The sequence below is a fragment of the Mycolicibacterium austroafricanum genome (assembly GCF_902705885.1).
GTDB classification, from domain to species: Bacteria; Actinomycetota; Actinomycetes; order Mycobacteriales; family Mycobacteriaceae; genus Mycobacterium; species Mycobacterium vanbaalenii_A.
In genome coordinates, this window is record NZ_CACSIP010000015.1 from 77808 (window position 1) to 96777 (window position 18970).

The window sequence follows — 18970 nt, forward strand, 5'->3', positions numbered from 1 at the left end:
ATGACTGCCCCCAGGACGCAGCCTCGGCGCACGGCCATCATCGGCTCGGGGAACATCGGTACCGATCTGATGCACAAGCTGCGGCGGTCGGCGCTGCTGGACGTGGCCGTCATGGTCGGAATCGACCCCGCGAGTGACGGTCTCGCCAGAGCCTCCGCGCTGGACGTGGCAGTGACGGCTGCGGGGGTGGACGGGCTCGTCGAGCGGAGCGACTTCGATGACATCGACGTGATCTTCGACGCGACCAGCGCTGCGGCGCATCGCATGAACTACGCCAGGCTCGAGCCCACCGGCCGGCTTGTCATCGACCTCACTCCCGCTGCCCTCGGACCCTTCGTCGTTCCGGCGGTCAACCTGGCCGGGTTGGCGGGCGAGCGGAACCTCAACATGGTGACGTGCGGCGGTCAGGCCACCATCCCGATCGTCGGGGCGCTCTCGGCAACAGCTCACGTGCACTACGCCGAGATCGTCGCTTCGATCTCATCCCGCTCGGCTGGCCCGGGGACCCGGGCCAGCATCGACGAATTCACCAACACCACGGCAAGGGCCATCGAGACCGTGGGCGGGGCGGACCGCGGGAAGGCGATCATCGTGCTCAATCCGGCAGACCCCCCGATGATCATGCGCGACACCGTGTCCGCGCTCATTTCGGCCACGGACGAGTCGGTGATCACCGGCGCCGTGGTCGCCAGGGTCGCCGAGGTCGCGCAGTACGTCCCCGGCTACCGGCTCCGGCAGCAGGTGATGATCTCGTCGGTGCCCCAACAGGATCCGCGACGCAGGCTCGTCGGAGACGTCGGGCAGGACGCCGACCTCGCACAGGTGACGGTCTTCCTCGAGGTGGAAGGTGCCGGTGACTACCTGCCCGCCTACGCCGGCAACCTCGACATCATGACCGCCGCCGCGGTCCGGGTCGCGGAGGCGGCGCAGTGACCGTCGAGATCTACGTCCAGGACGTCACGCTCCGAGACGGCATGCACGCGGTCGGTCACTCGTTCTCCCTGTCCGACATCACACGCATCGCGCGCGCCCTCGATGCAGCGGGGGTCTCGGCCATCGAGGTCGCCCACGGAGACGGCCTCGCGGGGGGCGGACTCACTTACGGAGCAGGCGCCCACAGTGACGCCGAGTGGATCGCCGCAGCCGCGGACGTTATCCGGAATGCCCGTCTGACCACGCTGTTGATCCCCGGCATCGGCACCGTGGACGACCTGCGCGCGGCCGTCGACGTCGGCGTCACCTCGGTGCGGATCGCGACACACTGCACCGAGGCCGACATCGCCCGCCAGCACATCTCCACCGCGCGAACCCTGGGGCTCGATGTGGCCGGTTTCCTGATGATGGCTCATCTCGCCGGGCCGGACCAGTTGGCAGTACAGGCCAAGATCATGGAAGACGCCGGCGCGCAGTGCGTCTACGTCACCGACTCAGGCGGCCGCCTCACGATGTCCGACATGCGCGACCGGGTGCGGGCATACCGTGCGCACCTCGATCCCGCCACCACGATCGGGGTCCACGCCCATCACAACCTCGCCCTCGGAGTGGCCAATTCGATCACCGCGGTAGAGGAGGGCGCCTACCGGGTGGACGCGTCCCTCACCGGCCTGGGCGCGGGGGCGGGGAACTGCCCGCTGGAGGTCTTCATTGCGATAGCCGAGCTCAACGGTTGGTCACACGGCTGCGATCTGTTCGGTCTGATGGACGCCGCCGAGGATATCGTCCGTCCGTTGCAGCAGCGACCCGTACGGGTGGACCGCGAGACACTCACACTCGGTTACGCCGGCGTCTACTCCAGCTTTCTGCTCCACGCCGAGCGCATCGCCACCGAGGTGGGCATCGGCGCCCGCGAACTGCTCGTCGAAGCCGGCCGCCGGTCGATGGTCGGCGGTCAAGAGGACCTGCTCATCGATCTCGCGCTCGATATGAGGAGGTGAACATTCTTTTCGCCTGTGTGCTCCTGGACGGTTGCCGAGCACGTGGACACGCAGTTCCCCCCACGAACATCACAATCCACGAGAGATGAACGACTATGGAGAATGTCACTCGATCATTACCACCACGGCGGCCGGTAGAGACCCCGTCGGCACCGCCCGCCGCAACCACCCCTAGCGGCGGGCGGCGAAATCACGGCCTGAAAGCCAACACGCTGGGAGTCCCCAGCATCTTCTTCTACATCATCGCCGCCGCATCCCCGCTGACGGTCGTGGTGGCGTTGTTCCCGATCATCATCGGAGCCGGCAACGGCATCGGCATGCCGGGCGCGTTCGTCATCGCAGCGGTGGTGTTGATGATCTTCGCAGTCGGCTACGTGGCGATGAGTCGTCACGTCACCAATGCCGGCGCGTTCTACGCCTACGTCACGCTCGGGCTCGGAAGAATCCCCGGGCTCGGGTCGGCCTCGCTGGCGATTTTTGCGTACAACGCCATTCAGGCGGGCCTGTACGGCGGCTTCGGCTACTACGCAGCCGAATTGCTCAACCCGGCACTCGGGCTGAGCATCCCGTGGTGGGCCTACGCATTTGCCGGACTGATCCTCTGTCTGGGGGTCGGCGTGCAGGGGGTGCACTCCGGAGCCAAGGTGCTGGGCGTCTTCCTGACATTGGAAGTCCTGATGATCACGGTCCTCAGCGTGTTCAGTGTCTTCGGTGACGCAGTTCCGGTATCCGACTTCTCATTGGAGCCGTTCAACCCCAGCGTCGTGCTCGGCGGCGCGTTCGGGGTCGCGCTGATGTTCGCCCACGCATCGTTCATCGGGTTCGAGGGCTCGGCCATCTACGGCGAAGAAGCCCATGATCCGGCACGAACGATCCCCCGCGCCACCTACCTGTCGATCGCCTTCATGGGGATTCTGTACGCAGTGTCGGGCTGGCTGATCATGAACGCACTGGGGCTGAACAACGTGGTCGCGATCGCCACCGACACCGGCGGCAACTTCATCTTCGTCGCCAGCGACACCATCATCGGGCACAACATCTCGCTGCTGTTCCAACTCCTGATCGTCACAGCGACTTTCGCGGCCATCGTGACCTTCCACAACAACGTCTCGCGGTACTTGTTCTCCCTCGGACGTCAGACATTGGTGTGGAAACCGCTGGGGTGGACGTTGCCACGACGCCAGACGCCGTGGGTGGCTTCGATCGTCCAGAGCGGCACCGTCGCAATCGTCGTCGCCGCGTTCGCCATCGCCGGTCAGGACCCCTTCGCGACGCTGTTCACCTGGGCGACGGGGATCGGCACCATCGCTGTGATCTTCTCGCAGCTGGTGGCCGGGATTGCGATCTTCGTGTTCTTCCGTCGGTCCGAGGTCGACAAACGTCCGTGGAACACGGTTGTCGCACCGATCCTCGCGATCATCGGACTGGGCGCCTTCTTCGTGCTGACGTTGACCAGCCTTGACGTTCTGTTGGGTGTGCATGGCGCCGCGGCGGTGCTGATGCTCTCGCTGGTCTTCCTGGCATTGCTGGCGGGCATGGGCTACGGCCTGTACCTGCGGTTCTTCGTACCGGCGAAGTACGCGCTCGTGGGCAAGGCCCTCAACGAGCGGGAACTGGAAGAGCCGGCGCCCGAAGCGGTGTGAGCGCCTGGCAACGCGAAAGTCCAGCACACATGCCGATCGTTAGGTACGTTTGTACGTACCGATACGTACAAACGTACCTAACGAAAGGTTCCGCATGGCCTCGGCACCCCGGCGCGCACGTCGTCATGATCCGAACAGGAAGGAGCTCATCGTGGAATCGGCGCTGAGTGTGCTCGCCCGCGACGGTGTCGCCGGCATCACTCATCGTGCGATCGGAAAAGCAGCCGACGTGCCCCTCGGTTCGATCACGTATCACTTCGCGACGCTGGACGACATCGTCAAACTGGCGTTCCAGACTCACGTCGAAAGGTTGGCGACCCGCTTCGAGGAGCGACTGGCGGCCTGCGAGTCGCAAGCCGATCTCATCGACTGCATCGTGCTGGCGATCACCGACGATCTTGCCGCCAACCCCAACGAACTGGCCGTGACCTACGAACTGTACGGCGACGCGGTGCGCAGGGACGACAACAAGCGCATCACCCAGGCGTGGATGGAGCGGGCCGAAAATGCCCTGGCACAACACTTCGACCGCGCCACCGCACGCCTGTTGGACGTTGTCATCGAAGGCTTGATGGTGCATCTGTCCATTGCCCAACAACCGATTTCGCACGACGCCGTGCGAGCCCTACTGACCACGGCTGCCAATGCCGGTACCGCGGTCACCTGAACACCCTTCGCAAACCCTGAACGGAGTCGACATGACCTTTCACAGCAAGATGTTCATCGACGGCAGCTGGACCGACTCGTCCGACGGTGCCGTCGACCAAGTCCCTGCGCCCGCAAGCGGAGAGACGTTCGCCGAGATCGCGCACGGCACCGTCGCCGATGTCGACAGGGCGGTGGCGGCCGCCCACGCCGCGTTTCCCGGCTGGGCGGCAACGCCCGTCGGCGAACGGGCCCGGGCGTTTCTGAAGCTCGCCGACCGCGTCGAGGACGACCAGCGCACGCTCGCCGAGATCGAGTCCCGCAACGTCGGCAAGCCGATCTCCCTGGCGCTCGAAGAGATGGAGATGATCGCCGATCATCTGCGTTTTTTCGCCGGTGGCGCCCGCACGATGGAAGGGCGCGCAGCCACCGAGTTCGTCCGTGGCAAGACGAGCATCCTGCGTCGGGACCCGTTGGGCGTCGTCGGTTCGGTGGCCCCGTGGAACTATCCGCTGTTGATGGCGATCTGGAAGATCTCGCCGGCGCTGCTCACCGGAAACACCCTCGTCCTCAAGCCTTCTGAGCACACTCCGTTCTCGGTTCTGCGGCTGGCCGAGCTCGCCCAGGACCTGTTTCCTTCCGGTGTGTTCAACGTCGTCACCGGCGACGGTGCCGACGTCGGGGCCAGGCTCGTGTCTCATCCGACCGTGCGGATGTCCTCGCTGACCGGTTCGGTGGACACCGGACGGGCGTTGATGCGCGCGTCGGCCGACTCCAACCTCAAGAGACTGCATCTGGAACTGGGCGGCAAGGCGCCTGTGCTGGTGTTCGCCGATGCCGACATCTCCCTGACCGTGGCCAAAATCATGGAGGGCGCGTTCTGCAACTCCGGTCAGGACTGTATGGCGGCGTCACGGGTGTATGTCCATGAGGCAGTGCACGACGACCTGGTCTCCGGCCTCGAGAAGGCGGTCAACGAGCTCGACCTCGGAGACATCGCCGACGAGAACACCTCCATGGGGCCGGTGATCACGGCTGCCCACCGAGATCGTGTCGAGGGCTTCGTGGCTCGTGCCAAGGCTACCGGACACACCGAACTGATCCAGGGAGACAATCCCGGCACCGGCTTCTACACCGCGCCCACCGTCGTCGTCGGGGCACGCCACGGTGACGAGATCGTTCGTACCGAGGTCTTCGGACCGGTCACGTCCGTCACCAGCTTCGGTGACACCGACGACGTGACCGCATGGGCCAATGACACCGAGTACGGTTTGGCGGCATCAGTTTTCACCAAGGACCTAGCCCGCGCCATGACGGTCTCCAGTGATCTCCAGTTCGGCACGGTGTGGGTCAACGATCATCTGCCCGTGACCCCCGAGATGCCACACGGCGGGTTCAAACAATCAGGAAACGGAAAGGACATGTCGGTGTATGCACTCGAGGAGTACACCGAGATCAAGCACGTGATGATCAACCGTGAGAGCGCCTGACATGACGGTCAGCGCGATCAACATGTTCCGCCTGCGACCCGGGGTCAGTTCAGAAGAGTTCGAGAAGTTCTCGGTTGAGCTCGACCGTCCCACCTGTCTGGGGTTCGACGTCGTGGTCGGTTTCGAGGTCTTCCTGACCGAGAGCACCGAGAGCAGCGGCGTCGATGTCATCGAGGTCATGACGGTGACGTCCTGGCCGGAATGGGAGAAGGTGCGCGACGAGGCACCTGAACTCGAGGCCGTCGTCCGACGTTTCGACCAGCTCGTCGAACCCGGCAGCGTCTCGACCCTGTTTGCCCGCAAATCGCCACCCTCCCAGGAGATCTAGATGCCTTCCACCCTCACAACAGCGATGGACTACGACGCCATCGTGATCGGCGCGGGCCACAACGGCCTGGTGACCGCGAACTATCTGGCACGTGCCGGAAGGCGCGTGCTGGTCCTGGAGGCCAGGCCGATCGTCGGTGGCGCCTGTGTCACCGAGGAACTGATCCCGGGGTCGAAGTGGTCGTCATGTGCCTTCATCGCCGGGCTGCTGCGACCTGAGATCATCGAAGAACTGGAACTGCAGCGGTTCGGCCTGGACCTCTACCAGGGTGATGCGTTGTCATTCAGTCTGTTCCGCGATGGCACATCCTTCACGATGTGGAAGGAGACCGACCGCACGCTGCGTGAGATCGAGAAGATCAACAAGAAGGATGCCAGCGCGTTCCTCGACTTCGGAGTACGGCTGCAGCGGTTCGCCGGTCTGGTCACGCCGTACCTGCTCGCATCGCCTCCGGAGCGTTCGGAAGTCCTTGCTGCCTTCGAGGCCGCCGGCGAGCAGAACTTGTTCGACGAGTTCACCCTGCTCTCGGTCCGCGACCTCCTGGACCGCTATTTCGAGGACGAACGGCTCAAGAGCATGCTCACCTTCTTCGGAATGGTGTCCATCTTCGGCGGGCCGTCCACACCGGGCACGGCATACACCTACGGCCACCACTCCTGGGGTGAGTTCAACGGCAACTTCGGACAGTTCGGCCTTGCCCGCGGCGGCATGGGGGCAATCAGTGAGGCTCTCGCTGCCGGAGCGCGGCACCACGGCGCGGTGATCCGTACGTCGACCCCTGTTGACACGGTGATCGTCGATCGGGGTACTGCCACCGGAGTGCGTCTGGCGGACGGCTCGGTGATCACCGCCCATCAGATCTTCTCCAATGCCGACCCGAAGCGGTCCCTGCTGCGACTCATCGAACCCGGTGTGCTGCCACCCGGACTCGTCCGCGACGTCGAGAACATCGACACCCGTGGCTCGATGGCCAGGATCCACCTCCTCGTCGACGAACTGCCGCAGTATCTGCCATTCCCCGACGCCAACGCCGGACCGCAGCACCACGGGCACCAACTGTTGGGGCCCAGCCGGGAGGCGTTCGAGGAGGCCGCCGAAGCGCAGCGGCGCGGCACCTTCCCCAGCACCTTCGTCATCGAAGCCGTCACCCAGTCGGTGACCGACGACTCGCTGGCGCCCGCGGGCCTGCACACGATGACGCTGGGCATACAGCAGCTTCCGTCAGAACTGACTGGGACAACCTGGGCGGCGGAGAAGGAGAAGTGGGCAGATCTGGTTCTGGAGGACCTCTTCAGCTATGCGCCGAACCTCCGCGAGCACATCCTGGCCCGGGTGATCATCACGCCGGACGATCTGGACAGCGAGTACCTGATCACCGACGGCAACATCTTCCACGGCAGCATGATGCTCGATCAGCTGTTCGGGGCCCGACCGATCCCGGAGCTGGCGAACTACCGCACCCCCGTGCGCAATTACTACCTGTGCGGCTCCGGAACCCACCCGGGCGGTGGCGTCATGGGGGCCAACGGTCACAATGCGGCCAAAGTCGCCCTCGGCGACATCGCAGGTGTCACGAGACCGGCGCGGGCCGCAGGGGCGCCGACGGCCAACCGCACCCGGCCGTGGCAGCAGCGGCTGGTGGGCGCACTGATGTCCACCAGATCCGGTCGGTGGGTGAGCTACCAGGCAGCGCGCCAGCCCGCGCTGCGCAAGATCACCGCTTACGCTGCGCGCGTCCGGTGACGGCCCGCGAACAACAGAAGCCCGTGCAGGCACCGCCACCCGGTTTGAGAAGCGCCAAATGGTTTGCCGGGAAGGATGTTCCCGGATTTGTCCACCGCTCGGCGATGCGCGCGTCGGGGTTCTCCCGGATGGCGTTCGAGGGGCGGCCCATCGTCGGCATCTGCAACTCGTGGTCCGAAGTGGTCAATTGCAACATGCACTTTCGTGGCCTTGCCGACTCGGTACGTCGCGGGGTGCTGGCGGCGGGCGGATTCCCTCTGGAGTTTCCCACCATCTCCCTCGGTGAACAGTTGATGAAACCGACCACCATGCTGTTCCGCAACCTGATGGCGATGGACGTCGAAGAGTCCATTCGCGCCTACCCGTTCGACTCGGTGGTTCTGCTGGGCGGGTGTGACAAGACTGTGCCCGCGCAGCTGATGGGAGCAGCCAGCGCCGATGTCCCGGCGATCGTGCTGACCGGGGGACCGGCGGCGCCTGCCGTGTTCGCCGGTAAGCAGCTCGGGGTGGGCACGGACCTGTGGGAGTACATCGACGACGTCCGCGCCGGACGGATGTCGATGGTCGACTACGAGCGACTGGAAGCGGCGGCAGGCCCGTCACGAGGACACTGTCCGGAGATGGGCACCGCCTCCACGATGGCGACCCTCGTCGAGGGTCTCGGCATGACCCTGCCCGGCACGGCGGCGATACCGGCCATGGACTCGCGGCGGATGCAGGCCGCTGAGGAATGTGGGGCACGCGCCGTCGGGTTGGCGCTCGAAGGGTTGCGCCCCTCGGATGTGCTGACCACGGAAGCCTTCGACAACGCCATCACCCTGATGCTCGCCGTGGGCGGCTCCACCAACGCGATCGTGCACCTGCTGGCGATCGCCGGCCGGGTGGGAGTTCCTCTGTCCCTGGACCGGTTTCACGAGATCTCCGCCCGCACCCCACTTGTGGTGAACGTGCGGCCCGCCGGTCAGCATCTCGTCGAGCAGGTGTTTCACGCGGGCGGTATCCCCGCAGTCATGAGATCGATCGAATCGCTGCTGCACGTCGACGCCCGGACTGTCACGGGAAAGACCGTCTCCGAGAACCTGCCCGCCGGTGCAGCCGCTGATACCTCGATCATCGCCCCGCTGAGCTCGCCGTTCCAGCCCGCACAGGGCCTTGCGGTGGTGCGTGGCAATCTCGCACCCCTCGGTGCGGTGATCAAATGCAGCGCAGCCACTCCCGAGCTCCTGGTGCACCGGGGGCCGGCAGTGGTGTTCGAGAACATGAAAGATCTGTTGGCACGCTTCGACGACCCCGACCTCGAGGTGACACCGGATTCCGTTCTGGTCCTCCGTTCCGCCGGTCCCCGGGGGGCACCCGGAATGCCCGAATGGGGTCAACTGCCGATTCCGACCAAGCTGCTGAAAACGGGTGTGACCGACATGGTTCGGATCTCCGACGCCCGGATGAGCGGAACCGCCTACGGGACCTGTGTCCTGCACGTCAGCCCGGAATCGGCGGCGGGAGGCCCGTTGGGTCTGGTCCGCGACGGCGACGTCATCGCACTCGACGCGTTCGCCGGCAAACTCGACGTCCTGGTGTCGGAGGCTGAACTGGAGGCGCGCCGAGCGGCTCCGGCCCCTCCGGCGCTGAACCGGCCAGTCCGAGGTTATGCCGCCTTGTACGTCGATCGAGTGCTGCAGGCGCACCAGGGATGTGACTTCGACTTTCTGGCCGGACGTTCACAGAACCCCGCAGACGAACCGGACGCGGTCTTCGACGGCTGGGTCGGCGGTTGGTGAACCGGCAGTGCCCTACGCCGGGGTCCATCTCGGGAGCAGTCCGCTGGCCTGCGCCTGCGCGAGAGTCGGTGCGGCGCGGTCACGCTCGGACATGACCAGCTGGGCGTCGGTCAGCGGCCACGCGATGTCCAACGCAGGATCCAGCGCGCTGACGGTGTGTTCGCGTGCGGGGTCGTAGCCCGACGAGCACAGGTACATCACCGTCGAATCGTCCTCGAGCGCCACGAAGCCGTGTGCCAGTCCCTCGGCGAGATACACTGACCTGCGCGAGGTGTCGTCCAACGTCACCGCATCCCACCGGCCGAATGTCGGTGATCCCGAACGGATGTCGACCGCGACATCGAAGACGGCGCCACGGACGCACGTCACGTACTTGGCCTGGCCGGGCGGAACCTGCGCGAAGTGCAGGCCGCGCAGTACGCCGGTGGCCGACACCGAGCAGTTCGCCTGCCGCAGATCGAAACGGTGCCCGGCGAATGCGGTGAAACCGGGATCGGTGAACCATTCGAAGAAGTCACCGCGAGCGTCCGAGTGGATCTGGGGCGTGATCTCCCAGGCGCCCGGCACAGCCAGCTCGCGTGCGCTCACGATCCACGCTCCTCGTACTTTGCCTCCGCCAGGTCCTTCATCGGTCCCCACCAAGATCGGTTTTCGCGATACCACTCGATGGTGTCGCGCAGTCCTGACTCGAAGTCGAGGTGTACCGGACGCCAGCCCAACTCGTCGCGCAGCGCCGACGGATCGATCGCGTACCGCAGGTCGTGACCGGCCCGATCGACGACATGGTCGAAATCATCGGTGGGGCGGTCCATCAACCGCAGGATTGTGCGCATCACCGTCAGGTTGTCCCGTTCACCTTCGGCGCCGATGAGGTACGTGCGCCCGGGCTCACCGTCGGCGAGGATGCGCCACACCGCGCTGTTGTGGTCGTCGACATGGATCCAGTCGCGGACATTGGCGCCGCGGCCGTAGAGCCGGGGACGGCGACCGGTCAGCACGTTGGTGATCTGGCGCGGGATGAACTTCTCGACGTGCTGGTAGGGCCCGTAGTTGTTCGAGCAGTTGGAGATCGTCGCCCCCACACGATACGAGCGCACCCAGGCCCGGACGAGCATGTCGGCGGCCGCCTTGGTCGCCGAGTACGGGCTGGAGGGGTGGTACGGGGTGTGCTCGGTGAACCGCGCCGGGTCGTCGAGTGCCAGATCCCCGTACACCTCGTCAGTGGAGACGTGGTGCAGGCGAACGTTGTTGTGGCGCACCGCTTCGAGCACCGAGAACGTGCCGATGACGTTCGAGCGGACAAACGGCTCCGGGTCCACCAGCGCGTTGTCGACGTGGGTCTCGGCGGCGAAATGCACCACGGCGTCGGACTCGGCGACGAGCTTGCCGACCAGGCCTGTGTCGGTGACATCACCCTGCACCAACCGGATGTCGCGCTCGACGGGCGCCAGCGACTCCCGGCTGCCGGCATAGGTCATGGCGTCGAGCACCGTCACCGTCACCTCCGGGTGCGCACGCACCGCACCGTGAACGAAGTTGGCGCCGATGAAACCGGCGCCGCCGGTGACCAGCAGCCGCATGACCGGCACCCTAGCTACTCAGGCCCAGCGGCCCCGCCAGCTCCTCGAGCGTCGACAGCAGTTCGTCGGATCCGCCCAGCACCTGGATGGCGACATGGTCGGCGCCCGCGGCGTGGTGTTCGAGCAACCGGGCTGCGATCTCGTCGGGAGATCCGTGCGCGACGACCGCGTCGATGAACCGGTCGGTGCCGGGCTTGATCAGGTCCTCGTCGGTGAACCCCAACCGCTTCCAGTTGTTCAGGTAGTTCGACAGATCGAGGTAGAAGTCCACGGTCTCCCGTCCGATCTTGCGGGCCGCCTCGGCGTCGTCGGTCAGAACCACCTTGTGCTCGGGTGCCAGAAGCACTGTCGGGCCCAGCAGTTCGCGTGACCGGCCGGTGTGCACCGGGGTGGTCAGGTACGGGTGCGCACCTGCACTGCGCTGCGCCGCGAGCTGCAGGACCTTCGGCCCGAGCGCCGCGATCACCATCCGGCTCGTCGGCACCTTTGCCGCGTCCAGTGCATCCAGGTAAGAGACCAGCGCCTCGTAGGGCTTGCGGTACTCCTGGGTGTGCTCAGGGTGCCCGACGCCGACCCCGAGGACGAATCTGCCGGGGAAGGCCTTCTCGATGCGGTGATAGGACTCGGCGACTTCGCTCGCCTTCGCGGTCCAGATGTTCACGATTCCCGTGGCCACCTGCAGGTTCTCGGTCTTCTCGAGGATCGGCTCCACGAATGCCAGGTCGGCGGCGGGCGATGCGCCCACCCAGACCGTCCCGTATCCGAGCTTTTCGATCTCGACGGCCTGCTCCGGGGTGACCGGTGCTCCGGTCCACACTCCGAAACGGCCCAGGGCCGGCTTGAGCGACACCCCTTCGGTCGCGTTCATGTCTGCCCCCTTCGGTTCGGTTTATCGGGTACCAGCTTGTCAGGTGAGCGCAGAACGTGGTCACGCACCGGTCTCGACGTCGTCGGCCGTGAGCGCGGGGGCGGGTGCGTGCAGCGGTAGGCAGACGATGAACTTGGTTTCCCCGGGCCGCGATTCCACCGACAGGTTGCCATGGTGCTTCTCGACCACGATGCGCCATGCCAGATCGAGGCCGAGCCCGGTGCCCTCGCCGAACGGCTTGGTGGTGAAGAACGGCGTGAAGATCCGCTCGATGATGTCCTCCGGGATGCCGGGACCGTCGTCAGCGATCTCCACCCTGACCGTGCTCTCACTCTCGCGCATGGTGCGGATCGTCAGGGTGCCGTGCCCGCCCATCGCCTGGATCGCGTTGTCGATGATGTTGGTCCACACCTGGTTGAGGTCACCCGGGTAGCAGCCCAGCTCGGGCAGCGACTTGTCGTACTCCTTGACGAGCTTGACGGGGGTGTCCTTACCGATCTTGCCGCCGAACATCATCAGCGTGCTGTGCAGCAGTTCGTGGATGTCGGCGGTCTGGTAGGGCGCACGGTCCATCTGCGAGTACTGCTTGGCGCCGGCCAGAAGCGCGGAGATCCGCTTGCTGGCCTCGGCGATCTGGTTCATCAGCAACTCGTTGTCGATGGTGTACTTCAGCCAGCCGATCGCGCCCGGCAGCGTCGCCGAACAGTCGACGTCGTCGATCGACGCCTCGACGCGTTCCAGCCAGTCCACGTCGAGACCTGCCTCGACGAACGTGGGTGCGTAGTCCCACGCCGCCGCGATCCCGTGATCGTCGAGCCAGTCCCCGATCTGATCCTCCCGGTCGGAGGTCTCCAGCGCCGAAAGTTCCTGCGACTTCGACTTGGCCACCTGCTCGGCCACCTCGTCCTGGATGCTGACCAGTACTTTCAACGCGGCCGGCGTGAACTTCCCATCGGCGAGCATCGCGAGCTTGTGGCGCATCTTGCCGACGCCCTCACGCAGGTCGGCCACCGCGCGCGCGGTGGCGCCGGCAGGGTTGTTGAGCTGGTGGGTCAGGCCTGCCGACAGCTGCCCCAGGGCCAGCAGCTTCTCCCGCTGGCCGAGGATCTGGCGTTGCCGAAGCCCACCGACCATGTGGCCCTCCAGCAGGTGCACCGCCATCGGGAACTGGCTTTTCATGAACTCGGCGAACGCGTCTGCGTCCAGAACGAAGAACTTCGACGGGCGGGTCACTCGCACCGTCGCCTGGTAGACGTGCTGTTCATCCCCGGGGATGTAGGCCGACCAGGCGCCGCAATAGACGCCGCGCTGCGTCGTTCGGTTGGTCTCGATGTCGACCCCGCCGGAGCGTTTCGACATCACCAGTTCGCCTTCGATCAGCACGTAGAAGCAGGTCGCCGGCTCTCCCTCGATGTGGATCGGGCCCGGCTGGAAGGTCGCGATGTGGCCGTTGTCGCACAACGTCTGCAGCTGTTCGTCGGTCAACGCCTCAAACAGGAACAGCGTGCGCAGCTCGTCAGGGAGGCATTTGTCGCCCATACGTGGTCCTTCCTATGACCTTGCGGGCTCGACCGTAAGGGGCAGTGTCGTAATGAAACGCGTGGTAATGAAACGCGTATCGCCGGGGTTTGATTCCGCCCCCAGGCTGCCGCGGTGCCTGTCGATGATCCGGGCCGCGACGTCGCAGGTGCTCATGTCTCGGCGAGGTAGCGGTGGACCAACATGACCGCCATCGACCCTTCGCCGACGGCGGCGGCCACCCGCTTGGCGGAGTCGGCGCGCACATCCCCGGCGACGAACACCCCGGGAACACTGGATTCCAGGTGGTGCGGCGGCCTCTCCAGCGTCCAGCCGCTGATGTCACGCAGATCGGGGCCGGACAGGATGAACCCGTGGTCGTCCCGCACCACCACGCCGTCGAGCCACTCGGTGCGGGGTTCGGCGCCGATGAAGATGAACATTCGCCCGCACCGGAATTCCTCGCGAATCCCGGTCTTGGTGTTCTCCAGGCAGATGCCCTCGAGGTGGCCGTTGCCCTTGGCCGCGTGCACCACAGTGTGCGGCAGCTCCTTGATGTTGTCCCGCGCCCTGATCTGTTGGATCAGGTAGTGCGACATCGAGTCCTCGAGGGTGCGCCTGCTGACGATGGTCACCGATTTTGCGGTGCGCGACAGGTACATCGCGGCCTGCCCGGCCGAGTTGGCCCCACCGATGACGTAGACCTCGTCGCCGTCGCAGTCGGCCGCCACCGACGTGGTGGCCCCGTAGTAGACGCCCGCCCCGGTCAGTCCGGCGCAGCCTTCCGCCGTCAGCTGCCGGTATTCCACGCCCATCGCCAGGATCACCGCGCGGGTGCCGATCGACCGGCCGTCGGACAGGTGCACGGTTCGGGCGACGCCGTCGATCTCCAGGCCCGTGACCTCGGCCGCGGTGATCAGCTCGGCCTCGAACTTCTCGGCCTGCCTGCGCGCCCGCTCGGCGAGCTGTGAGCCGGACAGGCCATCCGGGAAGCCGAGGTAGTTCTCGATGCGCGAGCTCTGCCCGGCCTGACCGCCGGTGGCGGTGCGCTCGATGAGCACGGTCTTGAGTCCTTCGGAGGCGCCGTAGACCGCCGCCGCCAGGCCTGCGGGTCCGCCGCCGATCACCACCAGGTCGTAGAAATCACCGGCCGGGGTGGTGGTCAGCCCCAGCGTCGCCGCCAAGTCCGCATCGGTGGGGTCGATGAGCGTCTCACCCTGTTCGGTGATCACCACCGGCAGCGTCAGGCCGTCCTGTCCGGCAGCCTCGAGCAGCTTGGCGCCTTTTGGTTCGTCGGAGCGAAACCATGTGTAGAACAACCTGTTTCGGGCCAGGAACTCGCGCACCTCGGAGGAACGCGCGTTCCACGGGTGACCGATGATCTTGGTGTGCGGGATCGCGCGGTCGCCGCTGGCCCGCCACGCCTCGATCAGCGCGTCGATCACCGGGTAGAGCTTCTCCTCCGGGGGGTCCCAGGGTTTGAGCAAGTAGTGGTCGAGGTCAACGACGTTGATGGCGTCGATCGCTGCGTGGGTGTCGGCGTAGGCGGTGAGCAGCACCCGCCTGGCGGCCGGGAAGATGTCCATCGCGGCTTCGAGGAACTCGATGCCGCTCATCTGCGGCATCCGGTAGTCGGCGACGAAGACCGCCACCGTCTCGCCGCGCAGCTTCAGTTCGTTGAGTGTCTCCAGCGCGTCGGGACCCGACTCCGCGCGTACGATGCGGTAGTTCTCACCGTAGTGACGGCGCAGGTCGCGGGCGACGGCACGGGACACCGCGGGGTCGTCGTCGACGGTCAAGATCACGGGTTTTCTTGGGGCACTGCCGGGGCCGGTCATCGCGCTCAATTATGCGCCCGATGTCCAGTCGATAACCGGGCACGAGAGCGGGCGCTAGTTGTCCTCGTCCTCGATGAGGTGAACGGCGGCTTCCTCGGCCGAGGCCGCACCGCCGTCGACACCGACATCCTCGGCCACCAGATCGGCTTCGGCATCCTCACCGAATCCCCGGTCCGGTGCCAGGAGTCGACCTGCTCGAGACCGTCCCACCTCCCGCCGCCGCGGGAACTCGGCCTCCCGCTCGGACTCGTCGGCGCACTGTCGGTCGGATTCGTCGTACAGGACGCCGAGGCGCGATGCCGGATCCGGCTCCTGCTCGGCAAGGAGCTGGTCCATGCTCTCCGGCGGGCCGAAGGCCCCGGGACCGTACGGACGCTCCGGCGGCGAGTACCCCTCGTCGAGAAGGTCGGCGCCGCCGCGGTCGACCAGCGTGTCCTCGGGTTCCAGTTGGTTCTCGACGTCCACGCTGTATTCGCCCGGCGCAGGTCCGGTGGCGTAATTCGATGTGCTCATGACGATGTCCTCATGTCGATGTCCATCCTCAGCTGCCGCCGGTTGTCGATCTAGGGCCGTTGGGCCTCCCGCGAGGCGACGTTGGGCCCGAAGAACAGAGGTGACTCGCTGTGACCAAGGCCTCCTGCGGGTGAAGTGGCCCGTCGCTACCGTCGAAGGCATGGAACCGCGCAATGTCGATGAACCTCATCGAACGCCGCGACGCTCCGTGATCAACCGCATTCCCGGAGTGGAGGCGCTGCGCAACGCCGTTCGCCCGCTGACCCGGACCGGCAGCTACTACGCCAAGTCGTGGAGCGACTACCTCGGCGACGAGCCGCACCAGGTTCCGATCGCCAGGCCGACGATCGCGCTGACCGCTGAGGCGCTGCGCGACGAGGTGGTGCTGCTCGGCCTGCGGGCGCGCCGTCCGGTGAGTGATCCGCAAGCTTTCGCGCGGATTGACGACGAGGTGCGCGCAGCCCTCGAGTTCTACGGCAGTCGGGGGTGGCTGCGGGAACCCGCGGGATTCTTCGCCGCACCCGGGCCGCTGGCCGATGTGACGGTCCGGCCGGTGCAGCGCCGCAACCGGTTGTACTCGCGGTTGCGCTGGGACAGTGTGTACCGCCCGCTGTCCGGAGAGCCCGGTGCGAGCCGCTGGCTCGGGTATCGGGCGACTTCCCTCGGCTACGCCCTGATGCTGCGTCACGATGAGCCGCGACCGTGGCTGGTGTGCATTCACGGCACGGAAATGGGGAGAGCCGCAATCGATTTGGCAGTTTTCCGGGCGTGGCATCTGCATCAGGAGCTGGGTCTGAACGTTGTGCTCCCGGTGCTGCCCATGCATGGTCCGCGGGCGAAAGGCCTGCCGAAGGGAGCGGTGTTCCCCGGCGAGGACGTGCTCGACGACATCCACGCGACCGCGCACGCGGTGTGGGACATCCGAAGCCTGCTGGCGTGGATTCGGCAGCAACAGCCCGAGGCCCCCGTCGGCTTGTACGGTCTGTCGCTGGGCGGCTTCATCGCTGCGCTGGTCGCCGGCCTCGACGAGGACCTGGTCTGCGCGATCCTCGGGGTGCCCGTCGCCGATCTGATCGCGCTGCTCAGCCGCCACTCCGGCCTCGGTGACGACGACCCACGGCGGGAGACGATGATCCTCGCCGAGCCACTGGGCCGGATGATCTCTCCGCTGTCGCTGCCCCCACTGGTGCCGCCCGCCGGGCGGTTCATCTACGCAGGACTGGCCGATCAGGTCGTGCATCCGCGCGAACAGGTCAACCGACTGTGGGAGCACTGGGGGCGGCCCGACATCGAGTGGTATCGCGGCGGCCATGCCGGATTCTTCCAAGCGCGGCCGGTGCAACGCTTCGTCACCGGCGCCCTGGTGCAGTCTGGTCTGGTCTCCGGTCTCGAAGGGCGATCCGCCGGCGGACCTGGCACCATGACGGGATGACTGCGCGACTGTGACACGACGATCGGAAGCGAATGGTTGTGGCTTTCTTTCAGATCGTCGCCGCTGATATCGACGGCACGCTGACGTCGAGAGGCGAGTTGTCCGACCAGGTGCTGGATGCGTTGGACCAGGCCCGCAACAACGGTGTCCTGATCGTATTGGTGACCGGCCGGATCGGTAGCGAGCTGATGGCGGAGTTCCCGCAGCTCGCCGACCACGCCGATGCTCTGGTGCTCGAGAACGGTGCCGTGGCGATGCTCAACGGTGAGCTGGTCAGGCTGGCACCGCCGGTCGACGTGGTGCTCGACGGCGCGTTGACGGCCCACGGCGTCACCTTTCGGCGCGGCGAGGTGTTGCTCGCCACCGACGGTGAGCACGCGACCGCCGTGGTCGAGTCGATCGGGCAGCTGGGTCTGGACTGCCAGATCATCCGCAACCGCGACGCTGTCATGGTGCTGCCTGCCGAGGTGACCAAGGGCAGCGGTCTGCGCGCGTTGTTGTCGCGGATGAACCGGTCGCCGCACAACGTCATCGCAGTCGGTGATGCCGAGAACGACGTGTCGATGCTGCTTGTCGCCGAACTCGGAGTCGCGGTGGCGAATGCCATCCCGTCGGTCGTCGCCCACGCCGACGAGGTTCTGCAACTGCCCGACGGGGCGGGAGTGGCCGGTCTGTTGACCGGCCCGCTGCTCAGTGGGGCACGACGCTACTGTCCGATCCGCCGGTGGATCGACATCGGCAGCTTCGGCGACAAGACACCGACCAAGGTGCCGGGAAGTCAGGGCCGAATCGTGGTGACCGGGCCGTCGGGTTCCGGCAAGAGCCACGTGATCGGACTCATGGCCGAGCGCTGGATCCTCGCCGGATACAGCGTGCTCGTCGTCGATCCCGAGGGAGATCACTCTCAGCTCAAGGAACTCGACAACGTCGTGCTGGTCGACAGCAGGCACTACCTGCCCGAGCCCGGCGAACTGGTGGAGATGCTCCACCCGAACACCAGCATGGTCGTCGACCTGTCCGCGCTCGAGGTTCCGCACAAGGGCGACTACGTCCATCGGCTCCGGTTCGCGGCCGAGGCGCACCGTGAGGCGCACGGTTTCCCGCACTGGGTGATCTACGACGAAGCCCACCTCCTCGGCCCGCAGGAAGAGGCGAGATGGGTGCGCCGCGGCGGATACGTGCTGTCGTCGTATGTGCACGCAGAACTGCCGGCTGACGAAGTGAGCGACAGCGATGTGATCCTCGAGATGGGGCCTGACCGGTGGGCGTCGATCCGGGTGGCCGGGGGTGAACCCAAACCGTTCACCCCGGATCGGCGTCGCACGCTGCACATCCGTCACCGGCACAAGTACGCCCAGGTCGCCCTGCCGAAAGAACGCCGGTTCTACTTTCGCTCGTCAGGCGGTCAGTCGCTCCCGCCGGCCGCCACCATGCCCGAATTCCGCGCCGCCGTCAGCCGACTGGATCCCGAAGCCCTGGAGTTCCACCTCGAACGGGGGGACTTCGCCCGGTGGCTCGACCGCATCGTCTCCGATAAGGAGCTGGCTGTGGACGTGGCGTCGTGGGAGGACGAACTCGCTGCCCACCGGGCCGCCGAGGTCGAACGCATCCGCCACCGGATAGTCAGAGCCGTCGACGAGCGCTATTCGTGAGGTACCGG

The 18970-nt window shown here is 66.2% G+C and carries 16 protein-coding genes; 10 read left to right on the forward strand and 6 right to left on the reverse strand.

Going from position 1 to position 18970, the window contains the following annotated elements:
• The 8 genes from BEMPMBAN_RS12090 to BEMPMBAN_RS12125 all read left to right on the forward strand — a co-directional run bounded on the left by BEMPMBAN_RS12090 (position 1) and on the right by BEMPMBAN_RS12125 (position 9561).
• Positions 1-933 (forward strand): acetaldehyde dehydrogenase (acetylating), encoded by a 933-nt coding sequence (locus tag BEMPMBAN_RS12090; protein ID WP_159230618.1) that lies wholly within the window; start codon positions 1-3, stop codon positions 931-933.
• The gene (gene dmpG / locus BEMPMBAN_RS12095) at positions 930-1934 is read left to right on the forward strand and encodes a 4-hydroxy-2-oxovalerate aldolase (RefSeq protein ID WP_159230619.1); all 1005 of its coding nucleotides are present in this window, start codon (positions 930-932) and stop codon (positions 1932-1934) included. The genes BEMPMBAN_RS12090 and dmpG overlap by 4 nt, the downstream gene beginning before the upstream one ends.
• 95 nt (positions 1935-2029) lie before the next feature.
• On the forward strand, positions 2030-3577 hold the full coding sequence (locus BEMPMBAN_RS12100) for an APC family permease (protein ID WP_159230620.1): 1548 nt from the start codon (positions 2030-2032) through the stop codon (positions 3575-3577).
• Positions 3578-3728: 151 nt separating this feature from the next.
• Positions 3729-4244, forward strand: coding sequence for a TetR/AcrR family transcriptional regulator (locus tag BEMPMBAN_RS12105; protein ID WP_159230621.1), 516 nt, complete (start codon positions 3729-3731; stop codon positions 4242-4244).
• Positions 4245-4275: 31 nt separating this feature from the next.
• Positions 4276-5712 (forward strand): aminobutyraldehyde dehydrogenase, encoded by a 1437-nt coding sequence (locus BEMPMBAN_RS12110; protein ID WP_159230622.1) that lies wholly within the window; start codon positions 4276-4278, stop codon positions 5710-5712.
• Between the two features lies 1 nt (position 5713).
• Positions 5714-6040, forward strand: a complete 327-nt coding sequence (locus tag BEMPMBAN_RS12115; RefSeq protein ID WP_234897425.1) for a RedY/HapK family protein — start codon at positions 5714-5716, stop codon at positions 6038-6040.
• Complete coding sequence (locus BEMPMBAN_RS12120; protein ID WP_159230624.1) at positions 6041-7783, forward strand: phytoene desaturase family protein; 1743 nt, start codon at positions 6041-6043, stop codon at positions 7781-7783.
• Positions 7780-9561: a dihydroxy-acid dehydratase gene (locus BEMPMBAN_RS12125; protein ID WP_234897426.1), complete on the forward strand. Its 1782-nt coding sequence runs from the start codon at positions 7780-7782 to the stop codon at positions 9559-9561. Before BEMPMBAN_RS12120 ends, BEMPMBAN_RS12125 begins: the two co-directional genes overlap by 4 nt.
• Positions 9562-9573: 12 nt before the next feature.
• Here BEMPMBAN_RS12125 and rfbC read toward each other — a convergent pair whose 3' ends face one another.
• From rfbC to BEMPMBAN_RS12155, 6 genes are all read right to left on the reverse strand, one after another.
• Positions 9574-10149: a dTDP-4-dehydrorhamnose 3,5-epimerase gene (rfbC, locus tag BEMPMBAN_RS12130; RefSeq protein ID WP_159230625.1), complete on the reverse strand. Its 576-nt coding sequence runs from the start codon at positions 10147-10149 to the stop codon at positions 9574-9576.
• Complete coding sequence (rfbB, locus tag BEMPMBAN_RS12135) at positions 10146-11141, reverse strand: dTDP-glucose 4,6-dehydratase (RefSeq protein WP_159230626.1); 996 nt, start codon at positions 11139-11141, stop codon at positions 10146-10148. Before rfbB ends, rfbC begins: the two co-directional genes overlap by 4 nt.
• A gap of 10 nt (positions 11142-11151) precedes the next feature.
• On the reverse strand, positions 11152-12009 hold the full coding sequence (locus BEMPMBAN_RS12140) for an LLM class F420-dependent oxidoreductase (protein WP_159230627.1): 858 nt from the start codon (positions 12007-12009) through the stop codon (positions 11152-11154).
• A 60-nt stretch (positions 12010-12069) separates the two neighbouring features.
• Complete coding sequence (locus BEMPMBAN_RS12145; protein ID WP_159230628.1) at positions 12070-13548, reverse strand: ATP-binding protein; 1479 nt, start codon at positions 13546-13548, stop codon at positions 12070-12072.
• A 152-nt stretch (positions 13549-13700) separates the two neighbouring features.
• Positions 13701-15365 carry an NAD(P)/FAD-dependent oxidoreductase gene (locus BEMPMBAN_RS12150; RefSeq protein WP_159230629.1) on the reverse strand — a complete coding sequence of 555 codons (1665 nt, stop codon included), beginning with the start codon at positions 15363-15365 and terminating at the stop codon, positions 13701-13703.
• 54 nt (positions 15366-15419) lie between these two features.
• The gene (locus BEMPMBAN_RS12155) at positions 15420-15878 is read right to left on the reverse strand and encodes a DUF5709 domain-containing protein (RefSeq protein ID WP_159230630.1); all 459 of its coding nucleotides are present in this window, start codon (positions 15876-15878) and stop codon (positions 15420-15422) included.
• Between the two features lie 160 nt (positions 15879-16038).
• Between BEMPMBAN_RS12155 and BEMPMBAN_RS12160 the strand changes: the two genes are divergently transcribed.
• Positions 16039-17310 carry an alpha/beta hydrolase family protein gene (locus tag BEMPMBAN_RS12160; protein ID WP_234897427.1) on the forward strand — a complete coding sequence of 424 codons (1272 nt, stop codon included), beginning with the start codon at positions 16039-16041 and terminating at the stop codon, positions 17308-17310.
• A gap of 32 nt (positions 17311-17342) precedes the next feature.
• On the forward strand, positions 17343-18962 hold the full coding sequence (locus tag BEMPMBAN_RS12165; protein WP_234897428.1) for an HAD hydrolase family protein: 1620 nt from the start codon (positions 17343-17345) through the stop codon (positions 18960-18962).
• The last annotated feature ends 8 nt before the right edge of the window (positions 18963-18970 follow it).

Bases quoted from the DNA above. Each gene is read 5' to 3' on its own strand.
- BEMPMBAN_RS12090 (WP_159230618.1), top strand. From the start codon at position 1: ATGACTGCCCCCAGGACGCAGCCTCGGCGCACGGCCATCATCGGCTCG.
- BEMPMBAN_RS12100 (WP_159230620.1), top strand. From the start codon at position 2,030: ATGGAGAATGTCACTCGATCATTACCACCACGGCGGCCGGTAGAGACC.
- BEMPMBAN_RS12110 (WP_159230622.1), top strand. From the start codon at position 4,276: ATGACCTTTCACAGCAAGATGTTCATCGACGGCAGCTGGACCGACTCG.
- BEMPMBAN_RS12115 (WP_234897425.1), top strand. From the start codon at position 5,714: ATGACGGTCAGCGCGATCAACATGTTCCGCCTGCGACCCGGGGTCAGT.
- BEMPMBAN_RS12120 (WP_159230624.1), top strand. From the start codon at position 6,041: ATGCCTTCCACCCTCACAACAGCGATGGACTACGACGCCATCGTGATC.
- rfbB (WP_159230626.1), bottom strand. From the start codon at position 11,141: ATGCGGCTGCTGGTCACCGGCGGCGCCGGTTTCATCGGCGCCAACTTC.
- BEMPMBAN_RS12140 (WP_159230627.1), bottom strand. From the start codon at position 12,009: ATGAACGCGACCGAAGGGGTGTCGCTCAAGCCGGCCCTGGGCCGTTTC.
- BEMPMBAN_RS12145 (WP_159230628.1), bottom strand. From the start codon at position 13,548: ATGGGCGACAAATGCCTCCCTGACGAGCTGCGCACGCTGTTCCTGTTT.
- BEMPMBAN_RS12150 (WP_159230629.1), bottom strand. From the start codon at position 15,365: ATGACCGGCCCCGGCAGTGCCCCAAGAAAACCCGTGATCTTGACCGTC.
- BEMPMBAN_RS12155 (WP_159230630.1), bottom strand. From the start codon at position 15,878: ATGAGCACATCGAATTACGCCACCGGACCTGCGCCGGGCGAATACAGC.
- BEMPMBAN_RS12160 (WP_234897427.1), top strand. From the start codon at position 16,039: ATGGAACCGCGCAATGTCGATGAACCTCATCGAACGCCGCGACGCTCC.
- BEMPMBAN_RS12165 (WP_234897428.1), top strand. From the start codon at position 17,343: ATGGTTGTGGCTTTCTTTCAGATCGTCGCCGCTGATATCGACGGCACG.